This window comes from Pseudomonas sp. DSP3-2-3, from assembly GCF_049898225.1.
GTDB lineage: Bacteria > Pseudomonadota > Gammaproteobacteria > Pseudomonadales > Pseudomonadaceae > Aquipseudomonas.
In genome coordinates, this window is sequence record NZ_JAFCXH010000006.1 from 18,822 (window position 1) to 32,477 (window position 13,656).

Consider the following 13,656-nt stretch of genomic DNA (forward strand, 5'->3'; position numbering starts at 1 on the left):
AGACCTCCATTGAATGCTGCCCCGGTAATTTTGCATTGACGCCCGGTGTAGCTGATTTTTCCCGGTAGCCGCCGATCGGGTTGCACTGATCGAAAGCGGAGAAGAGTACAAATGTACTCTTTTAATTGCACTCCTGCTACGAGCCGAATACTGTATGCATATACACAAACGGAGTATTTACTCATGGCAAAAGCGAAGCCAGCACCGAAACCTCCCTCCTCCTATGAGCTGCTGGGGATGCGGATCCAGAGAGCGATCAACACGCCTAAGGCCCAAATGGCGAAGTCGGTTCTACTCGAACGATCAGCCAACGATGACCAGGCTGATTGGGATCGTATCCTTGACGAGATCGCCGAAAACGAGAACGTGACCATCGCGCAGCGGGATGATGGCCTGATACAGCTGTTCTGGACTGTTCCAAAAGAAGACTGAATTCCGAGCCTTTCTGAACCCGGCCATTGCGCCGGTTTTTTTTGCGCCCTCTAAAATACACGACCGGAGGTATTGACCTGCGAAAATACCGGCGGTATTGTTGCTTTATCGCCGCTCAGTACCTGGTTAGGGACCAGCAGCGCTACCGCTCTTTAACAACGAAATCGTAAAACGCTGACGGCCCGCAAGCCTTAACGCATTGAACGTGGGCGATACCCACATTGATGCGCTGTATGTCCGAGCTACCGCCAGCCAAACCGTAAACGTATGGAAAAAAGTAATCGCCCAGCAGGGGGTGGCGAGTAACCCCAAGCCAGCAACACCGTTATGAATTAGCGATCCCGATAGCCTCGGCTGGGAACGCCGGACCTCATGCACCCTGCCCCACTCAGCCAGGGCATTCAGAGCTGTAGCGTGCATGTTGTAAGGACCTGTGATCCACGGCGAACAGATGCCGATTGCCGCCGTGAGTAGGAAGCTCGAAGCCCACACCGAAGACGACCGGCCAGCCCTGCAATCAGCAGCGGGCAACGGGCCACACCGATGACGCAGTAAGCCCGTTCCGACGCCAGTTGCGGGACCGGGCCACAGATCGATTCCTTGATTTGCTTTTGAAGGCGCTGATAGGAATCGGTTTGGATTTCACTGGCTGGCCTTGGCAACAGGGCCAGACGGGAAATCAACCGGAGAACCAAGTTATGGGCACTGAACAAAGAGCGCTCTTGCCGCGCTCAACCGACAACGCAGACAAGATGAACCTGCCGGAAGGCAAAACATGCGCCGACTGCGCGCACTGCCGCCGCTGCGCGTTGATGTTTGGCCATGTCCCCGAAGACGAGTCGTGCGACTGGAGTCCTTCACGATTTACACCGGTGAAGGCAGTGGCCTGAAATTTTCACTGATGCAGCTTGGCGACAGGCTGCATTGGGAAATCAACCGGAGCAGATAGATGGACCAATACGAAATGATGCTGAGTCGTCTCGGGACGGTGACCATCAGCAAAAGCGGTATCAGCGTTGAAGGCTTCCAGGGCAAGAACGCGACGTGCCGAGACGTCGCAATCATGGCAACAGCCTGGGCCATCGGTGAGCTTCAGCGGGAAATGCTGAAGACCATCATGAAGCCAGGCGGCGGAAACATCAGTGTCGACTGAACAACCAGCGCCACGTCAGCCTGACGTTAACTGCCCGAACCCTGGCAACGCGCCAGGCTGCATCGGAGTGTGATCCGTCCTGAAGATGCCACAGCAGGCCGAGGATGAAGCCAGCGATCAAGCAGCCCCTGGCGGTGAGCTTTTGCAGCGTTGCGAGTTGAACGGTGGGCTGTTGAAGAGACCACACCTCCGGATAGATCACACCCCGATGCGGAAGAACATCCCGGCAATGCGCCGGCCACCTGTATCCAGCCGTGCGACGGCTGCGCGCCGCGATACTCGCGTCATCAAAAGCAGCGCAAACAAGACTGCCGGCCCCGGCAGCCGATTACTTCCAGAGGATTTGCAGCCATGTAAACGATAAGTACCTGGTCTACTGCCTCACGCAGCACCAGCAGATTGAACGCAAAAAGCCCGGTTTCGACTGGGCTTTTTATTGCCTGCCTTTATTCGAGTGCGCGCTCGCAACAGCGCCCAGCCCAATAAAAGCAACCACCGAGGGATGTTTTATGCACGCTTCATTTCAAGAACGCTTTGACGAGCTTGGCGCATTGCTGACGCTCACCCACGCAGCGCGCGCTGCCGCTCACCTCCGCATCGGCCGCCCTGCACCGGCACGCCGGGTTCGCTATCAGGTAGTGACGAAGGCGCCCCAGGCCTTCCACATTGTGGAGATTGCCACCGGCAAGACCCGCGCCTGTCGTTTCACCTACGTAGAAGCGCTGGACTTCGCCATGCAGCTCGAAGCAAAGGCAAATCGGCTGTCGCTGCGTTTGGTTGGTGCGGCATGAACGTCGGCGTCCCAATGCCTGATCCGCGCGAACAGATCATCGCCACGCTCGGCGCCCAAATCGAACGCTACCTGGCCACCGGCAAGCGTGTACAGGACATTCCTACCGGGTTTAGCGCCAATGCGCCGCACCTTGGCACCAGCACTCACGCCGAGAAGCTGCGCGCTCGACGTGACGCCAACGCACCGGTGGTGAAAAAACACGCTGAATCCGGCAAGACCCAGGCCGAGACAGCAAAAGCCATGGGCATTCACATCAAAACAGTCGGCCTGATCGGCAAAGAGAACGGCATCAAGTTCGCTCCCGCACCGTGATGCGCCGTTTCAATTCCCGCGCCAACCAGCGGCGGCGCCCACTGTTTCTGGCCCTGCCGCCATCCGGAATTAAAGCGAATGACCAAGACAAAGAAGTCGCCGGCGGATCACTCCAAGGAGTACCGGCAGCGGGAGCTGGAGAAGGCCGCCCAGCTGGGCATCGAGAAGATAACCATCAACATGGCAGCCGGTGTGAAATCTGGGATGGCGGCTGCCATGAAGCGCAACGGAATCAGAAACGCGCAGGAAGCTTGGCAGAACCTCGGGCTTTACCTGATGCGCGCCAGCCCTGAAGAGCAAGACAAGATGTTGAAATCTGATTCGTCAGGTTTCGTTATCTCTTCGGAATTGGCGCCTCAGTTCGTGGAGGAATCGTGCAGAGAGCTGCTGCGTGACCCGGACCGAGTCTAAAACGCGCCCCTGCCATTTGGCAGTTGATAGTCATCGCAATATTGGATCCATGTTACATTTTTCCCAAGTTGATGCTTAGTTGCTGCCCCCTTAACGAGGACGGGCTGACTTTTATAAAGGAATGGGGAATTAAAAATGGCAGCGTCCACCTACGTTGATCAGATCCAGAAGTTGTACATTGCTTACTTTGGGCGGCCCGCAGACCCTGTTGGGCTTAACTATTGGGCAACCCAGGTCGATGCCGCGGGGGGCAATCTGTCCCTGGCTATTGCAGGTTTCTCGGCATCCCTGGAGTCGGCGATCGTATACGGAAGTACCAGTTCTGCCGAAAAAATCACCGCCATCTATCTCAATCTGTTCAACCGTACACCCGAAGCGGCGGGCTTGAGTTATTGGGTACAGCAACTGGATCAAAACACCCTGAGCCCGTCCAACGCGGCGTGGCAGATTTTGACCAATGCCGGTGCAGGCGATTCGCAAGCCGTTGCCAATAAACTCGCGATCGCCAATGCATTCACCGCGCAACTGGACACCGCCGCCGAGATCAGCGGCTATGGCGGCGCCAATGCCGGTGCGTTCGCCCGGCAGTTCCTGCGCACGGTGGATTCGACTTCGGCTTCAGTGGTTACGGCAACCGCCGGGCTGACCGATGCCGTCGCGCGCGCCACGACGCCCACCGATACTTCACCGGGCTCGCGGACTTTCACCTTTACCACAGGCGTCGACAACTTCTTCGGCGGCGACGGTAATGACACGGCGATTGGCGATGAATCGACCTTTACTGCCGGCAACTTTTTTTACGGCGGCGACGGCACAGACACACTGATCATGACGATGGCGAGCCTGCACCAACTGACCGGTAGCCTGCAGCATGTCGAAATAGTGAATATCACCTCCGCCAGCGGCGGGACCTTTTCTGCCCCGTCCGACGTCACCACCGTCAACTTGACCGTCGCAGGCAACGGCCTGACCACTCTGGACCCGGTTGCCAATTCCAGCGTCACCACAGCCGGCTCGGTGAATATCGTCGGCGCCGGGGCCAATTCCATCACCATCAAGGACAGCTCAGCCATCTTCATCAACCGTCCGGGTGAAGGCAAATTAGCCCTGACCCTGGACCATGTCAGCGCTCCCACCGCACAAATCACTGCCAGCGCGATACTGAACAGCCTGACCCTGAAGAACCAGCAGTCCGCCCTTTCACTGGACCTGAGCAGCGCAGCGTCCGCCAGCCTGGCGCTCAACCTGCAAGACGCCGGCTATGGCGCGGATGGCTCGGTTGTCGGCATTTCGATTACCTCCGGCACTATCACCAAAAGCCTTGCCCTTGCCGCGAGCGGGACTAAAAGCGCTGTCACCCTGGCAGGCAACGCCCTGGAAAATATCCTGATCAGCGGCAGCGCTGCCCTGGCGCTCGACGTATCTGCCCAAGGCGGCAGCGCGGCGGCGAAACTCAGCAGCATCGACGGCTCCAGTGCCACCGGCAACCTGTCCATCACCACCCACGCCGCCACCGCAGCGGGCGGCCAATCTGCGCTGCTCATCAAGACCGGCAGCGGCAACGACCTGATCAACGTTGCCACTTCCAGCCTCTCCGGCTCGCTGGCCGCGACCATCACCACCGGTACAGGCAAGGACACGGTCGATGTCAGCAATGCCGCCCTGGGCTCGCTCAGCAACAAGCAAATCACTACCATCACCGACCTGACTCGTAGCCAGGACGCCGTGAAGTTCGCCTCGGGCGGTACATTCAATGCCAGCGAAGTGAATGTAACTGCCGCCACCAGCCTGGACGCAGCCATCAGCGCAGCCCTTGGCACGGTCAATAGCATTCAGTGGTTCAAGTACTCAGGCGATACCTACCTGATTAGTAACGACGCCATCAGCGGGCTAAATGCGGCGGATATTGTCGTCAAGCTAAGCGGCGCACTTGATCTGAGCAGCGGTTCAATCTCGACCGCTGGCCTGCTTTCATTCAACGCCTGATAAATAAATTGCCCCATCTGCAGGTGGGGCCATTCTGTTTTATCAAAACAATTTGATTATCAATGAGGGAAAGATAAGCATGAAGCTGTGAGCGACTGGATCGAGGACTGGCACAGCACGCTGTCGGCTGTTGGTGAATACCTCCAGAACATCAGCCTGGTCAAAGCCATCGCGGCGGTACGCACCATCTCGATCAAGGCCACTTCGGAAAGCGATCACACCGTCAGCGAAACCCGCGCCAGCCGCAGCGCCATGGATGCCATCGAGGCAACCAGCAAAGAAACGCTGCCCACGTCGCTGATCTTCTCGGTAGTCCCATTCGAAGGGCTGTCGTTGCGCGAGATCATCCTGCGCATTTCGGTCATCACCAGCGGTGCGCAGCCTGCGCTGAAGCTGCGTTGGGTCGGTGAAGAGGTCCAACGCGAAGAAATCGCCCAAGAGTTCAAGTCAGTACTCGACGCTCAGGTTGGTGAGGCTGCGAAACTGGCTCTCGGGACTTTCAGCCCTAACTAAGGCCGCACTACTCCAGTAGCGGGTGTCTTGCTCAAAGATCCCGCTGCCAAAGCATGAGCTATACGGATTTGCTTCTTGATTGCTGACGAATACGGTTCCTCGCTGGTTTTAGCGACATCCTGTTCGGCTGACTCGAGAAGCTTATCTACATCAACATTGTTTTTTGACGCAGCGCGGAAGATAGCAATCAGCGCCTGTAAACGTGACTCTTCGCGATCAGTAGCCATTTGCATCTCCATGAACCGGCTCTATGCCGGCCACCCGTAAATACCCCACTTCAACAAACTGCGCCACCTCATCCGGTATCGGGAGGGCTGCGCCTGACTGGAGCACCCATGTTCACGAAGACTTTCACCGAGCCTGGTACGTTCCAGGCGCTCTACGCTGCTCAGAAGTGGTTGGATGAAAACGGCTACAGCTACGGGCCTGGATCAGCGATGCATCCTGTGCCAGTGCTCAAAGGGGACTTCATCATCGCCAAATGGAAGAACCTGACCCGCAAGGAGATTGCCCAGCTCGACGGCAAGATCGACGGCAACTTCCGCGAAGGCCCGGTCACTGTGACGCTGAACGTCGAGCCTGAGGGATTTGCACGCTTGGCCACTGCCGCACGTATACCTGGACTTACCGCGTTTATCGGACCTGGGACTGTATGAATTGCAGGTAATCCATAGCCAGCGATTTTTGATCCGGACCACTCGGACCATTGCTACCCATGATTGAGCCTTGCGCCTGCTCGAACAGAGACGCCCTAGGAACGGTTGTGAGGCCACTGTTTAGGACGGCGAGTAACAGATGCTGCAGTGCGTCGATTTGAGCCTGGTTGTTCATTAGTCACTCCTTTGACCCAGCTCCATGCCGGTCACCCGTAATACCCCATATCACTGAGCAGCGCCAGCCGATCACTATCGAGCCGGCAGCCCAGAATGTTCGCCCGGCTCCTCGCTATAAGCTGCAAGATCGATGATGTCTCGCAAGCAGATCAGGACTTCAAGCTTTTGCGTGTCGTCTGGAATGCCTATCCGACTCAGCATCGCACGCGCATCCTCTTCGATTGCTGCGAGTGCATCGATATCGCTTTGCTGTCTCATATGGCCTCCTGCCTGGATGAGTTACGCAAATACCAATAACCCACTTAACTCATCTGCGCCACCTCATCCGGTATCGGGAGGGCTGCGCCTGACTGGAGGAAACATGTTCACGAAGACCTTCACCGAGCCTGGCACGTTCCAGGCGCTATACGCCGCAGAGAAATGGCTTGATGAAAACGGCTACAGCTACGGGCCTGGATCCTGTCCCGGTCCTCAAGGGCGACTTCATCATCGCCAAATGGAAGAACCTGACCCGCAAAGAGATTGCCCAGCTCGACGGCAAGATCGACGGCAACTTCCGCGAAGGTCCGGTCACTGTGACGCTGAAGGCCGAAACTCAGGCTGTCCCGCTCTCGTCGACAAGCCTGGCGCCCAGCTCACGGCCCGCCACCTGCGCCAGCCCACGGTCAACGTAGGTACAGTCACCATCCACAGCAGGAATGACAACCTCGTCGATGCGCTTCACCTCTACCCGTATGCGCCACGTCTCGCGCCCATCTGCATCCTTTTCGCAGTTCAGGTAGTTCCAGACCCGTAACCCTTTGTACTCGTCGTATATATCGTGCTGGCTCATGAGGTATTCCGTCTTGAGGGAATGGCAATCCCACCAGCTCCGCCACTCGCTTACGCCCAGATGGCCGTCTCTGTATTGATCTCAGCCACGGACGTGGCGTTGAACTGGCGCTGGCGGTGCAGGTCATCCCGCATTTCGGAGTAGTTGAATTTTTTGCCTCTGAGCTCTTTGAGCACCAGCCCCGAAATTCTGTACGTGCCGCAGTCAGAGCAGTCGACCAGCTCGCCGCCTTCATATTGTTCCGACTGCGCTTCTAGTCCGCATAGATAGCAATTCATACCCGACCTCCTATTGGTTGTTGCTTAGGAGATCGCCACGCGCCAGCAGAAGTTTCATCTGCCTGACCTACCCCACCTCAACGAATCACGCCAGCCGGCGAGGATCCCCTATGCCTACTCACAACATCGTCAGCATGAGCGGCGGTAAAGACAGCACCGCTACGCTGCTGGTCGCCCGCGAGCTGGAGGTGCCGAACCTCAGCGCTGTAGTGGCTGACACCGGGCATGAGCATCCAGAGACGTACGACTACATCCACTACCTGACTGAAGCCACTGGTGTGCCCATCCGTTGGGTGAAGGCGGACTTTTCCAGGCAGATCGCAGGCAAGCGCAAATTCATCGAAACGAAATGGCGCGAAAAGGGTGTGGCGGAATCCGTGGTGCTGGGTGCTCTGGCAGTCCTGCACCCTACCGGAAACCCATTCTTGGACTTGTGCCTATGGAAAGGACGGTTCCCCAGCACGAAGGCGCGCTTTTGCACTGATGAGCTCAAGCGCAACCCGATAATCGAGCAGGTTTACCTGCCCCTCATGGACGGCGAGAACATGCTGCTGTCCTGGCAAGGTGTTCGGGCCGATGAGTCGCTCGCCCGCAGGTACCTAACGGAGTGCGATGAGGTTGGAGGCGGCCTGTTCAACTACCGGCCCATCTTGAAGTGGACAGTTGATTCCGTCTTCGAGGCTCACCGGGCCGCCGGCATCAAGCCGAACCCGCTGTACTTGCAAGGCTGCAATCGCGTTGGCTGTATGCCATGCATCATGTGTGCGAAAGACGAACTCCGGGAGATCGCGGCCAGGTGGCCAGAGGAAGTTGACCGGGTGCGCGAGTGGGAGCGACTGGTGAGCATCGCCAGCAAGCGCGGAGCGGCCACGTTCTTCGCTACCGTCACCGACCCCACTGTCCGATCAGATGACAAGGTGAGCGCCGTCACGCACGGCATTGACCGGATCGTCGATTGGAGCAATACCGCGCGCGGTGGCCGCCAGTTCGACATGGTCGACCTCATTGCCCGCACCGACAACCAAAACAGCTGCTCTTCAGCCTACGGGCTCTGCGAATAACCCAACCCCACTTCAACGAATCACGCCACACCGGCGAGGATGATCTATGTCCGCTCACCAGCAGTATCCGCCACTGAAATACGGCAGCGTGTGCAGCGGCATTGAGGCCGCGACCGCCGCCTGGCACCCGCTGGGCATGGAGCCGGTGTGGTTCGCCGAGATCGAAGCCTTCCCCAGCGCTGTGCTCGCCCACCACTACCCGCGCACGCCAAACCTTGGCGACATGACAAAGCTCGGCGCCCTGGTGCTGTCCGGGAAGATCGCCGCGCCGGATGTACTCGTCGGCGGCACGCCTTGCCAGGCATTCAGTGTTGCCGGCATGCGCCAAGGGATGCTGGACCCCCGTGGCGCCCTCACCATCAAATATGTGGAGCTCGCAGATGCAGTTGACCATGTTCGCGCCAGCAGAAATCAGCCCGAAACCGTCATCGTCTGGGAAAACGTCCCTGGTGTCCTTTCCGACAAAGGCAACGCCTTCGGATGCTTTCTTGGCGCGCTTGCTGGGGAAGACTGCGAATTGCAGCCTCCAGGGAAGCGCTGGCAGGACGCTGGTTGTGTGTATGGACCCAAAAGAACAATCGCGTGGCGGATCCTGGACGCCCAATATTTCGGCCTGGCCCAACGACGGCGCCGTGTGTTCCTTGTCGCAAGTGCTCGAGCAGGGTTCGATCCCCTTGAGGTACTTTTTGAGCGAGAAGGCCTGCGCCGGGATACTGCGCCGCGCCGAGGCCAGGGGCAAGACGTTACCGGAACAGCTCCTTTCGGCACTGCGCTCCAGTGCGGATGCGGAGAAGTGTTCCCAGAAGAGTTAGGCCATTACGGCTGCCCGAACTGCGAAGGCGACGAAGGTCCGGGCGTGACCATGTTCGGCGGCATCCCGGCTTTTGGCGGGCATAGCCTGGCCGGGTCAGTTGAGCGCTCCGCCACGCTGACGGCCAAAGACACCCGCATGGACATGGAAAGCGAGACGTTTTTTGTCCACTCGCAGGATGATGTGATTGGCGCACTCACAAGCCATGCGTTCAGTGGCGGTGCCGGTGGCCGGCCGGACGGCGCAGCGGCAGGCCACTTTATCGCCGTAGCTGGAACGCTCAGAAGTTCTGACGGTGGCAGCGACGTTGACCACGCCATGGCTAACCACTTGGTTGCAGGCACGCTAAACGCCAACGGCAAGGCCGCCGGCAGCGCTACGAGTCAAGACGCCGAATCCGGCCTGCTGGTCGTTCACGGCACGCAGGATCCTGACGTACTGCGCGAGATGGCCCACCCGCTGGGCCGGAATAGCGGGCAGGAAAACGTTCTTGCCTTCAGTTGCAAGGATCACGGCGCCGATGCAGGAGCCGTATCGCCCACGCTGCGCGCAATGGGCCACAGCACAAGCCACGCCAACGCGGGCGGCCAAGTCGCTGTATGCATAACCGGGGATGTCACACACACGCTGAAGGCTGAAGGTTTTGACGGCAGTGAAGACGGAACCGGTCGGGGCCAGCCGATTGTGGCCTGCCGGGAGGTTGCCCAGACCATAACCAGCAACTACGGCAAGCAGGTCGACAACACCGATTCCGCCCTGGGCCCCAATGTCGTGGCAGCTACAAGCTCAGTGCGTCGATTAACACCGACCGAGTGCGAGCGCCTCCAAGGCTTCCCCGACGACTACACCTTGATTCCTTGGCGCAGGAGGCACGCAGCAGAATGCCCGGACGGGCCTCGATACAAGGCTATAGGCAACAGCAAGGCCGTGACGGTCGTTCGCTGGATTGGGGCACGGATTCAATCGCAGCTAAAAACATGATCAGTGCTTTACGAAATACTGCAGGTTTTCACCCATATATTTGGCGACCTCTTCAGCTTTTTCGCGGCTTGTCTGGGGGCCAAGTTCGAAACCATAAGTGCCATTGGTCAGCGGACTTTTGACGGGGCCCTCCTCGATGCAGATCCAAACTTTTCCGTCTTTGTGCTTCTTGACTGTAAATATTGGTCTAGCGGAGGTTGTCATTGATAACGTTCCTCAAGGAATTCTCAAATAATTGGTTACGTTTCCCTGATCAAGGCCTAGACGGCTTATATCAGCGTGATCGCCACCTCTGAAACGATGAGCGGAATATCACCAGACCTCCGATGAGATTGCAGCCACTGGCGCGAAATTTTGACGTTGAACTGAAAACCGTTCTTTTTCATTGTCGCTATCGCTGTATCGCTGATTTTGTACTCGCCGCATTTCGGGCAGGAAAGCCGCAAGCAATCGTCAACTGAAGCACCCTTGCTTGATTCAGTGCCGCAAATGAAGCATTTCATAACCCACCTCCAATTCAGGTTATCGGTGAAATTTTAGTCGATTCCCGAGGTATCTCCATGCTCACAGAAAACAAACCGCCCGAGCCACTTCGTAGCCTGGCAATCGGTACAAGCCTTAACCGCGCGACATCAGCATCTAACCTGACCGATTCGAGGGTGTTCGCATGCTCAAGCGTCTGACCGTCCTGCACGTCCCGAATCACAACCTGATCGTCTTCGAGAGCCTCCCACCGAGCGTAACGCCGGAAGACGCTCTGCTACTCGGCCGGGCCATTCAACAAGCTGGCATCGATGCGCTTCAGGGTGCCAAAGGCGTACATACCTATCCTGAGGAGGTGATGTGACAGACTATATTTACGATGTGCATCAGGTTGCCCGAGATACCGGCATGGGCATCATCTGCCGCTGCCCTCACTGCCAGGCAATAATTGGTATTGAGGGCGAAATGCCGCTGCGGCGGCTGGCTCGAAGTCAGCAGCACCGCAAGCCGCGTCAAGCCTGATCGCCTATTACCAAACAAAGGAATTCCAGACGATGAATAGCGCGCCGCCGATCATCTGCATCTATCACGGCAACTGTGCCGACGGCTTTGGTGCTGCCTGGGTCGTGCGCCGCGCCTTTGCCGGAGGTGACATTGAGTTCTACGCGTCCACCCACGGACAGCCAGCGCCAGACGTCATAGGGAGGCAGGTCATCATCGTTGACTTCTCCTATCCGCATGACACTTTGCTGGCAATGGCTGAAGTGGCGGTATCAGTGCTGGTCCTCGACCATCACAAAACTGCTCAGGCAGATTTGAAGGAGGTGCCCCATGCTGGGCTCGTCCACAAATACCACCAGGTGGCGCCGCGACTGCACGCACTTTTCGACATGGGCAGATCCGGGGCCGGGCTGGCTTGGGACTACTTTTTCCCCGGTGAACCACGGCCAGCACTCATCAATCACATTGAGGACCTCGACCTCTGGCTGTTCAAGCTGGAAGGCACCCGGGAAATTCAGGCGGGCCTGTTCAGCTACCCCTACGACTTCGAAGTCTGGGACCAATTGTTCGCCGGCGATGTGAGCAGTCTTCGCGCCGACGGCGTGGCCATCGAACGGAAGCACCACAAAGACGTGGCCGAGCTGATCGGCGTAACGAAAAGACGGATGGTGATCGGCGGGTTTGATGTGCCGGTGGCGAATCTGCCCTACACGCTGACAAGTGATGCTGGGGCCGTGATGTGTGCGGGCGAACCCTTCGCCGCGTGCTACTGGGATACCCCGGACGGCAGGTCGTTCAGCTTGCGCAGCACAGACGCCGGTGAGGACGTGTCAGCGGTCGCCAAGCAGTACGGCGGTGGTGGCCATCGCAACGCCTCGGGGTTTCGCGTTCCGTTCGGGCACCCCTTGGCACTCGCGTGACCTTCCCTCGGAAATCATAACGCCAGCGCGAAAACGCTAATCCACGGCGCTCCTGCGCAAATTCCTTTAACAATCTCAAAGTCAGCCGCTGTAGCGGTAAGGACGAAGTCATGCCCGAAATCAAGGAAAGGCCGATTCTATTCTCAGCGCCGATGGTGCGCGCCATTCTGGAAGACCGTAAGACCGTCACGCGCCGAGTAGTGGAGGACCAGCCATTCGACCTGAGCTGGTCTCGGCGTGACCATCAATTCGAATACACGTCTGGCCGGGCCGAGAATGGCGACGAGATAGATGGCTTCTACGCCCACACCACCCGAAGCGGCGGTGAGTGGAACGCCAAGTGCCATTATGGCCAGCCGGGCAACAGGCTTTGGGTGCGCGAGACCTGGTACTGCGATCACTTCGAAGTTATGCGGGGGCCTTACCTCAAGCCGGATGACCTCGATGTCGCGGAAGCACGCGGTGATGGAACGCTGGTCTACGCAGCAGACGGGCTGACCCCTTACGAAGCCGATCAGCCAGCTTGGAAGCCAAGCATCCACATGCCGCGCTGGGCCTGCCGCATCCTGCTGGAAATCACCAGCGTTCGTGTCGAGCGATTACAGGAAATTACCTACGAAGATGCTGTAGCCGAGGGCGTTTACCGGGATTCGAGCCGTGTCTGGACAGGAAGCGATGAAGGAGGACCGTGCCATAAATACCCTGAGCCGGCGTTTCGAGATCTATGGATTTCGACCGGCGGCGATTGGAACACCAACCCATGGGTATGGGTCGTGGAGTTCAAGCGGGTGACGCCGTGAGCGATGCCCCCATCGAGCCCCAGGAATATCTGTACGGCGTGAAGGTGGTTCAGATCGAAGACCTGCGGGTTGCCCCGAGGCATGACTCGCCGGCCGACATCAACGTGTCGGCACAAGAAGCTGGTCTACGACGAAAAAGAGCGACGCGTCTGGTGCAGCGACTGCGAGGCCGAAATAGAGGCATTCGACGCGTTCACCGGATTGGTCGAGGTGTTCAGCGCCGGAATGACTCAGATCAAGCGTCGAGGCAGCCAACTGGCCGAAGCCGAGAAGTTTCAGATTCGGAGCCGCGCAGCAAAAGTAATGGATGAAGCATGGCGCAGCACGAAAATGGCCCCGCTCTGCCCCCACTGCCATTCCGCAATCCTGCCCGAGGATGTGGTCGGAGGGATAGCTAGCACCTCAAAGGCGCTTGTTGCTGCCGCCCGCAAACGCCAAGCCCAGACCAAGCCCGAATAACCCCTCCCCCTACTTCAAGCCTGCCGGTGATCGGCGTCGAAGACTTCATATTCTGAATGACCTGCAAGGCTTTCAGGCTGTACCTCTCAAGCGAAAA

At 58.1% G+C, this 13,656-nt stretch carries 21 protein-coding genes and 1 pseudogene; 17 read left to right on the forward strand and 5 right to left on the reverse strand.

What is annotated here, in order from left to right:
* The first annotated feature begins 183 nt into the window (after positions 1-183).
* The 8 genes and pseudogenes from ACP7E4_RS08900 to ACP7E4_RS08935 form a co-directional block, all read left to right on the forward strand.
* The gene (locus ACP7E4_RS08900; RefSeq protein ID WP_426113503.1) at positions 184-432 is read left to right on the forward strand and encodes a DUF1654 domain-containing protein; all 249 of its coding nucleotides are present in this window, start codon (positions 184-186) and stop codon (positions 430-432) included.
* 698 nt (positions 433-1,130) lie between these two features.
* The gene (locus ACP7E4_RS08905; protein ID WP_426113501.1) at positions 1,131-1,322 is read left to right on the forward strand and encodes a hypothetical protein; all 192 of its coding nucleotides are present in this window, start codon (positions 1,131-1,133) and stop codon (positions 1,320-1,322) included.
* A 59-nt stretch (positions 1,323-1,381) separates the two neighbouring features.
* The gene (locus ACP7E4_RS08910; protein WP_426113499.1) at positions 1,382-1,585 is read left to right on the forward strand and encodes a hypothetical protein; all 204 of its coding nucleotides are present in this window, start codon (positions 1,382-1,384) and stop codon (positions 1,583-1,585) included.
* A gap of 254 nt (positions 1,586-1,839) precedes the next feature.
* Positions 1,840-2,376, forward strand: a complete 537-nt coding sequence (locus ACP7E4_RS08915) for a hypothetical protein (protein WP_426113497.1) — start codon at positions 1,840-1,842, stop codon at positions 2,374-2,376.
* A gap of 14 nt (positions 2,377-2,390) precedes the next feature.
* Complete coding sequence (locus tag ACP7E4_RS08920; protein ID WP_426113494.1) at positions 2,391-2,690, forward strand: hypothetical protein; 300 nt, start codon at positions 2,391-2,393, stop codon at positions 2,688-2,690.
* A 78-nt stretch (positions 2,691-2,768) separates the two neighbouring features.
* Positions 2,769-3,101 (forward strand): hypothetical protein, encoded by a 333-nt coding sequence (locus ACP7E4_RS08925; RefSeq protein ID WP_426113492.1) that lies wholly within the window; start codon positions 2,769-2,771, stop codon positions 3,099-3,101.
* A gap of 135 nt (positions 3,102-3,236) precedes the next feature.
* Positions 3,237-5,087 (forward strand): DUF4214 domain-containing protein, encoded by a 1,851-nt coding sequence (locus ACP7E4_RS08930; RefSeq protein ID WP_426113490.1) that lies wholly within the window; start codon positions 3,237-3,239, stop codon positions 5,085-5,087.
* An 87-nt stretch (positions 5,088-5,174) separates the two neighbouring features.
* Positions 5,175-5,600, forward strand: a pseudogene (locus tag ACP7E4_RS08935) (DUF2303 family protein); the annotation flags it as partial.
* Here the strand turns inward: ACP7E4_RS08935 and ACP7E4_RS08940 are convergent.
* Complete coding sequence (locus ACP7E4_RS08940; RefSeq protein WP_426113488.1) at positions 5,597-5,827, reverse strand: hypothetical protein; 231 nt, start codon at positions 5,825-5,827, stop codon at positions 5,597-5,599. The pseudogene ACP7E4_RS08935 and the gene ACP7E4_RS08940 overlap by 4 nt on opposite strands.
* Before the next feature lie 108 nt (positions 5,828-5,935).
* Here ACP7E4_RS08940 and ACP7E4_RS08945 point away from each other — a divergent pair, with 108 nt between their 5' ends.
* Positions 5,936-6,256, forward strand: a complete 321-nt coding sequence (locus tag ACP7E4_RS08945) for a hypothetical protein (RefSeq protein WP_426113486.1) — start codon at positions 5,936-5,938, stop codon at positions 6,254-6,256.
* Between the two features lie 249 nt (positions 6,257-6,505).
* On the opposite strand, the gene ACP7E4_RS08950 is transcribed toward ACP7E4_RS08945, so the two are convergent.
* Positions 6,506-6,691: a hypothetical protein gene (locus tag ACP7E4_RS08950; RefSeq protein ID WP_426113484.1), complete on the reverse strand. Its 186-nt coding sequence runs from the start codon at positions 6,689-6,691 to the stop codon at positions 6,506-6,508.
* A gap of 170 nt (positions 6,692-6,861) precedes the next feature.
* On the opposite strand from ACP7E4_RS08950, the gene ACP7E4_RS08955 reads away from it, so the two are divergent.
* Positions 6,862-7,107, forward strand: coding sequence for a hypothetical protein (locus ACP7E4_RS08955; protein WP_426113482.1), 246 nt, complete (start codon positions 6,862-6,864; stop codon positions 7,105-7,107).
* A 208-nt stretch (positions 7,108-7,315) separates the two neighbouring features.
* Here ACP7E4_RS08955 and ACP7E4_RS08960 read toward each other — a convergent pair whose 3' ends face one another.
* Complete coding sequence (locus tag ACP7E4_RS08960) at positions 7,316-7,543, reverse strand: hypothetical protein (protein ID WP_426113480.1); 228 nt, start codon at positions 7,541-7,543, stop codon at positions 7,316-7,318.
* A gap of 110 nt (positions 7,544-7,653) precedes the next feature.
* On the opposite strand from ACP7E4_RS08960, the gene ACP7E4_RS08965 reads away from it, so the two are divergent.
* Positions 7,654-8,604 carry a phosphoadenosine phosphosulfate reductase family protein gene (locus ACP7E4_RS08965; RefSeq protein ID WP_426113479.1) on the forward strand — a complete coding sequence of 317 codons (951 nt, stop codon included), beginning with the start codon at positions 7,654-7,656 and terminating at the stop codon, positions 8,602-8,604.
* A 46-nt stretch (positions 8,605-8,650) separates the two neighbouring features.
* Positions 8,651-10,396 carry a DNA cytosine methyltransferase gene (locus ACP7E4_RS08970; protein ID WP_426113477.1) on the forward strand — a complete coding sequence of 582 codons (1,746 nt, stop codon included), beginning with the start codon at positions 8,651-8,653 and terminating at the stop codon, positions 10,394-10,396.
* Here ACP7E4_RS08970 and ACP7E4_RS08975 read toward each other — a convergent pair whose 3' ends face one another.
* Entirely contained in the window at positions 10,397-10,600 is a 204-nt protein-coding gene (locus tag ACP7E4_RS08975; protein WP_426113475.1) for a hypothetical protein, read from the reverse strand.
* 65 nt (positions 10,601-10,665) lie between these two features.
* Complete coding sequence (locus tag ACP7E4_RS08980) at positions 10,666-10,899, reverse strand: hypothetical protein (protein WP_426113473.1); 234 nt, start codon at positions 10,897-10,899, stop codon at positions 10,666-10,668.
* 164 nt (positions 10,900-11,063) lie between these two features.
* Between ACP7E4_RS08980 and ACP7E4_RS08985 the strand changes: the two genes are divergently transcribed.
* The 5 genes from ACP7E4_RS08985 to ACP7E4_RS09005 all read left to right on the forward strand — a co-directional run bounded on the left by ACP7E4_RS08985 (position 11,064) and on the right by ACP7E4_RS09005 (position 13,559).
* Positions 11,064-11,243 carry a hypothetical protein gene (locus ACP7E4_RS08985; RefSeq protein WP_426113471.1) on the forward strand — a complete coding sequence of 60 codons (180 nt, stop codon included), beginning with the start codon at positions 11,064-11,066 and terminating at the stop codon, positions 11,241-11,243.
* Positions 11,240-11,401, forward strand: coding sequence for a hypothetical protein (locus ACP7E4_RS08990; RefSeq protein ID WP_426113469.1), 162 nt, complete (start codon positions 11,240-11,242; stop codon positions 11,399-11,401). The genes ACP7E4_RS08985 and ACP7E4_RS08990 overlap by 4 nt, the downstream gene beginning before the upstream one ends.
* A gap of 32 nt (positions 11,402-11,433) precedes the next feature.
* On the forward strand, positions 11,434-12,300 hold the full coding sequence (locus ACP7E4_RS08995; protein WP_426113467.1) for a phosphohydrolase: 867 nt from the start codon (positions 11,434-11,436) through the stop codon (positions 12,298-12,300).
* Between the two features lie 110 nt (positions 12,301-12,410).
* Positions 12,411-13,100, forward strand: coding sequence for a hypothetical protein (locus ACP7E4_RS09000; RefSeq protein ID WP_426113465.1), 690 nt, complete (start codon positions 12,411-12,413; stop codon positions 13,098-13,100).
* 81 nt (positions 13,101-13,181) lie between these two features.
* Positions 13,182-13,559, forward strand: a complete 378-nt coding sequence (locus ACP7E4_RS09005; RefSeq protein ID WP_426113463.1) for a hypothetical protein — start codon at positions 13,182-13,184, stop codon at positions 13,557-13,559.
* Positions 13,560-13,656 lie beyond the last annotated feature (97 nt).

Bases quoted from the DNA above. Each gene is read 5' to 3' on its own strand.
- ACP7E4_RS08975 (WP_426113475.1), bottom strand. From the start codon at position 10,600: ATGACAACCTCCGCTAGACCAATATTTACAGTCAAGAAGCACAAAGAC.
- ACP7E4_RS08970 (WP_426113477.1), top strand. From the start codon at position 8,651: ATGTCCGCTCACCAGCAGTATCCGCCACTGAAATACGGCAGCGTGTGC.
- ACP7E4_RS08940 (WP_426113488.1), bottom strand. From the start codon at position 5,827: ATGGCTACTGATCGCGAAGAGTCACGTTTACAGGCGCTGATTGCTATC.
- ACP7E4_RS08930 (WP_426113490.1), top strand. From the start codon at position 3,237: ATGGCAGCGTCCACCTACGTTGATCAGATCCAGAAGTTGTACATTGCT.
- ACP7E4_RS08960 (WP_426113480.1), bottom strand. From the start codon at position 7,543: ATGAATTGCTATCTATGCGGACTAGAAGCGCAGTCGGAACAATATGAA.
- ACP7E4_RS08950 (WP_426113484.1), bottom strand. From the start codon at position 6,691: ATGAGACAGCAAAGCGATATCGATGCACTCGCAGCAATCGAAGAGGAT.
- ACP7E4_RS08910 (WP_426113499.1), top strand. From the start codon at position 1,382: ATGGACCAATACGAAATGATGCTGAGTCGTCTCGGGACGGTGACCATC.
- ACP7E4_RS08900 (WP_426113503.1), top strand. From the start codon at position 184: ATGGCAAAAGCGAAGCCAGCACCGAAACCTCCCTCCTCCTATGAGCTG.
- ACP7E4_RS09000 (WP_426113465.1), top strand. From the start codon at position 12,411: ATGCCCGAAATCAAGGAAAGGCCGATTCTATTCTCAGCGCCGATGGTG.
- ACP7E4_RS08905 (WP_426113501.1), top strand. From the start codon at position 1,131: ATGGGCACTGAACAAAGAGCGCTCTTGCCGCGCTCAACCGACAACGCA.
- ACP7E4_RS08925 (WP_426113492.1), top strand. From the start codon at position 2,769: ATGACCAAGACAAAGAAGTCGCCGGCGGATCACTCCAAGGAGTACCGG.
- ACP7E4_RS08965 (WP_426113479.1), top strand. From the start codon at position 7,654: ATGCCTACTCACAACATCGTCAGCATGAGCGGCGGTAAAGACAGCACC.
- ACP7E4_RS08980 (WP_426113473.1), bottom strand. From the start codon at position 10,899: ATGAAATGCTTCATTTGCGGCACTGAATCAAGCAAGGGTGCTTCAGTT.
- ACP7E4_RS08955 (WP_426113482.1), top strand. From the start codon at position 6,862: ATGAAAACGGCTACAGCTACGGGCCTGGATCCTGTCCCGGTCCTCAAG.
- ACP7E4_RS08985 (WP_426113471.1), top strand. From the start codon at position 11,064: ATGCTCAAGCGTCTGACCGTCCTGCACGTCCCGAATCACAACCTGATC.
- ACP7E4_RS08995 (WP_426113467.1), top strand. From the start codon at position 11,434: ATGAATAGCGCGCCGCCGATCATCTGCATCTATCACGGCAACTGTGCC.
- ACP7E4_RS08945 (WP_426113486.1), top strand. From the start codon at position 5,936: ATGTTCACGAAGACTTTCACCGAGCCTGGTACGTTCCAGGCGCTCTAC.
- ACP7E4_RS08920 (WP_426113494.1), top strand. From the start codon at position 2,391: ATGCCTGATCCGCGCGAACAGATCATCGCCACGCTCGGCGCCCAAATC.
- ACP7E4_RS09005 (WP_426113463.1), top strand. From the start codon at position 13,182: ATGACTCGCCGGCCGACATCAACGTGTCGGCACAAGAAGCTGGTCTAC.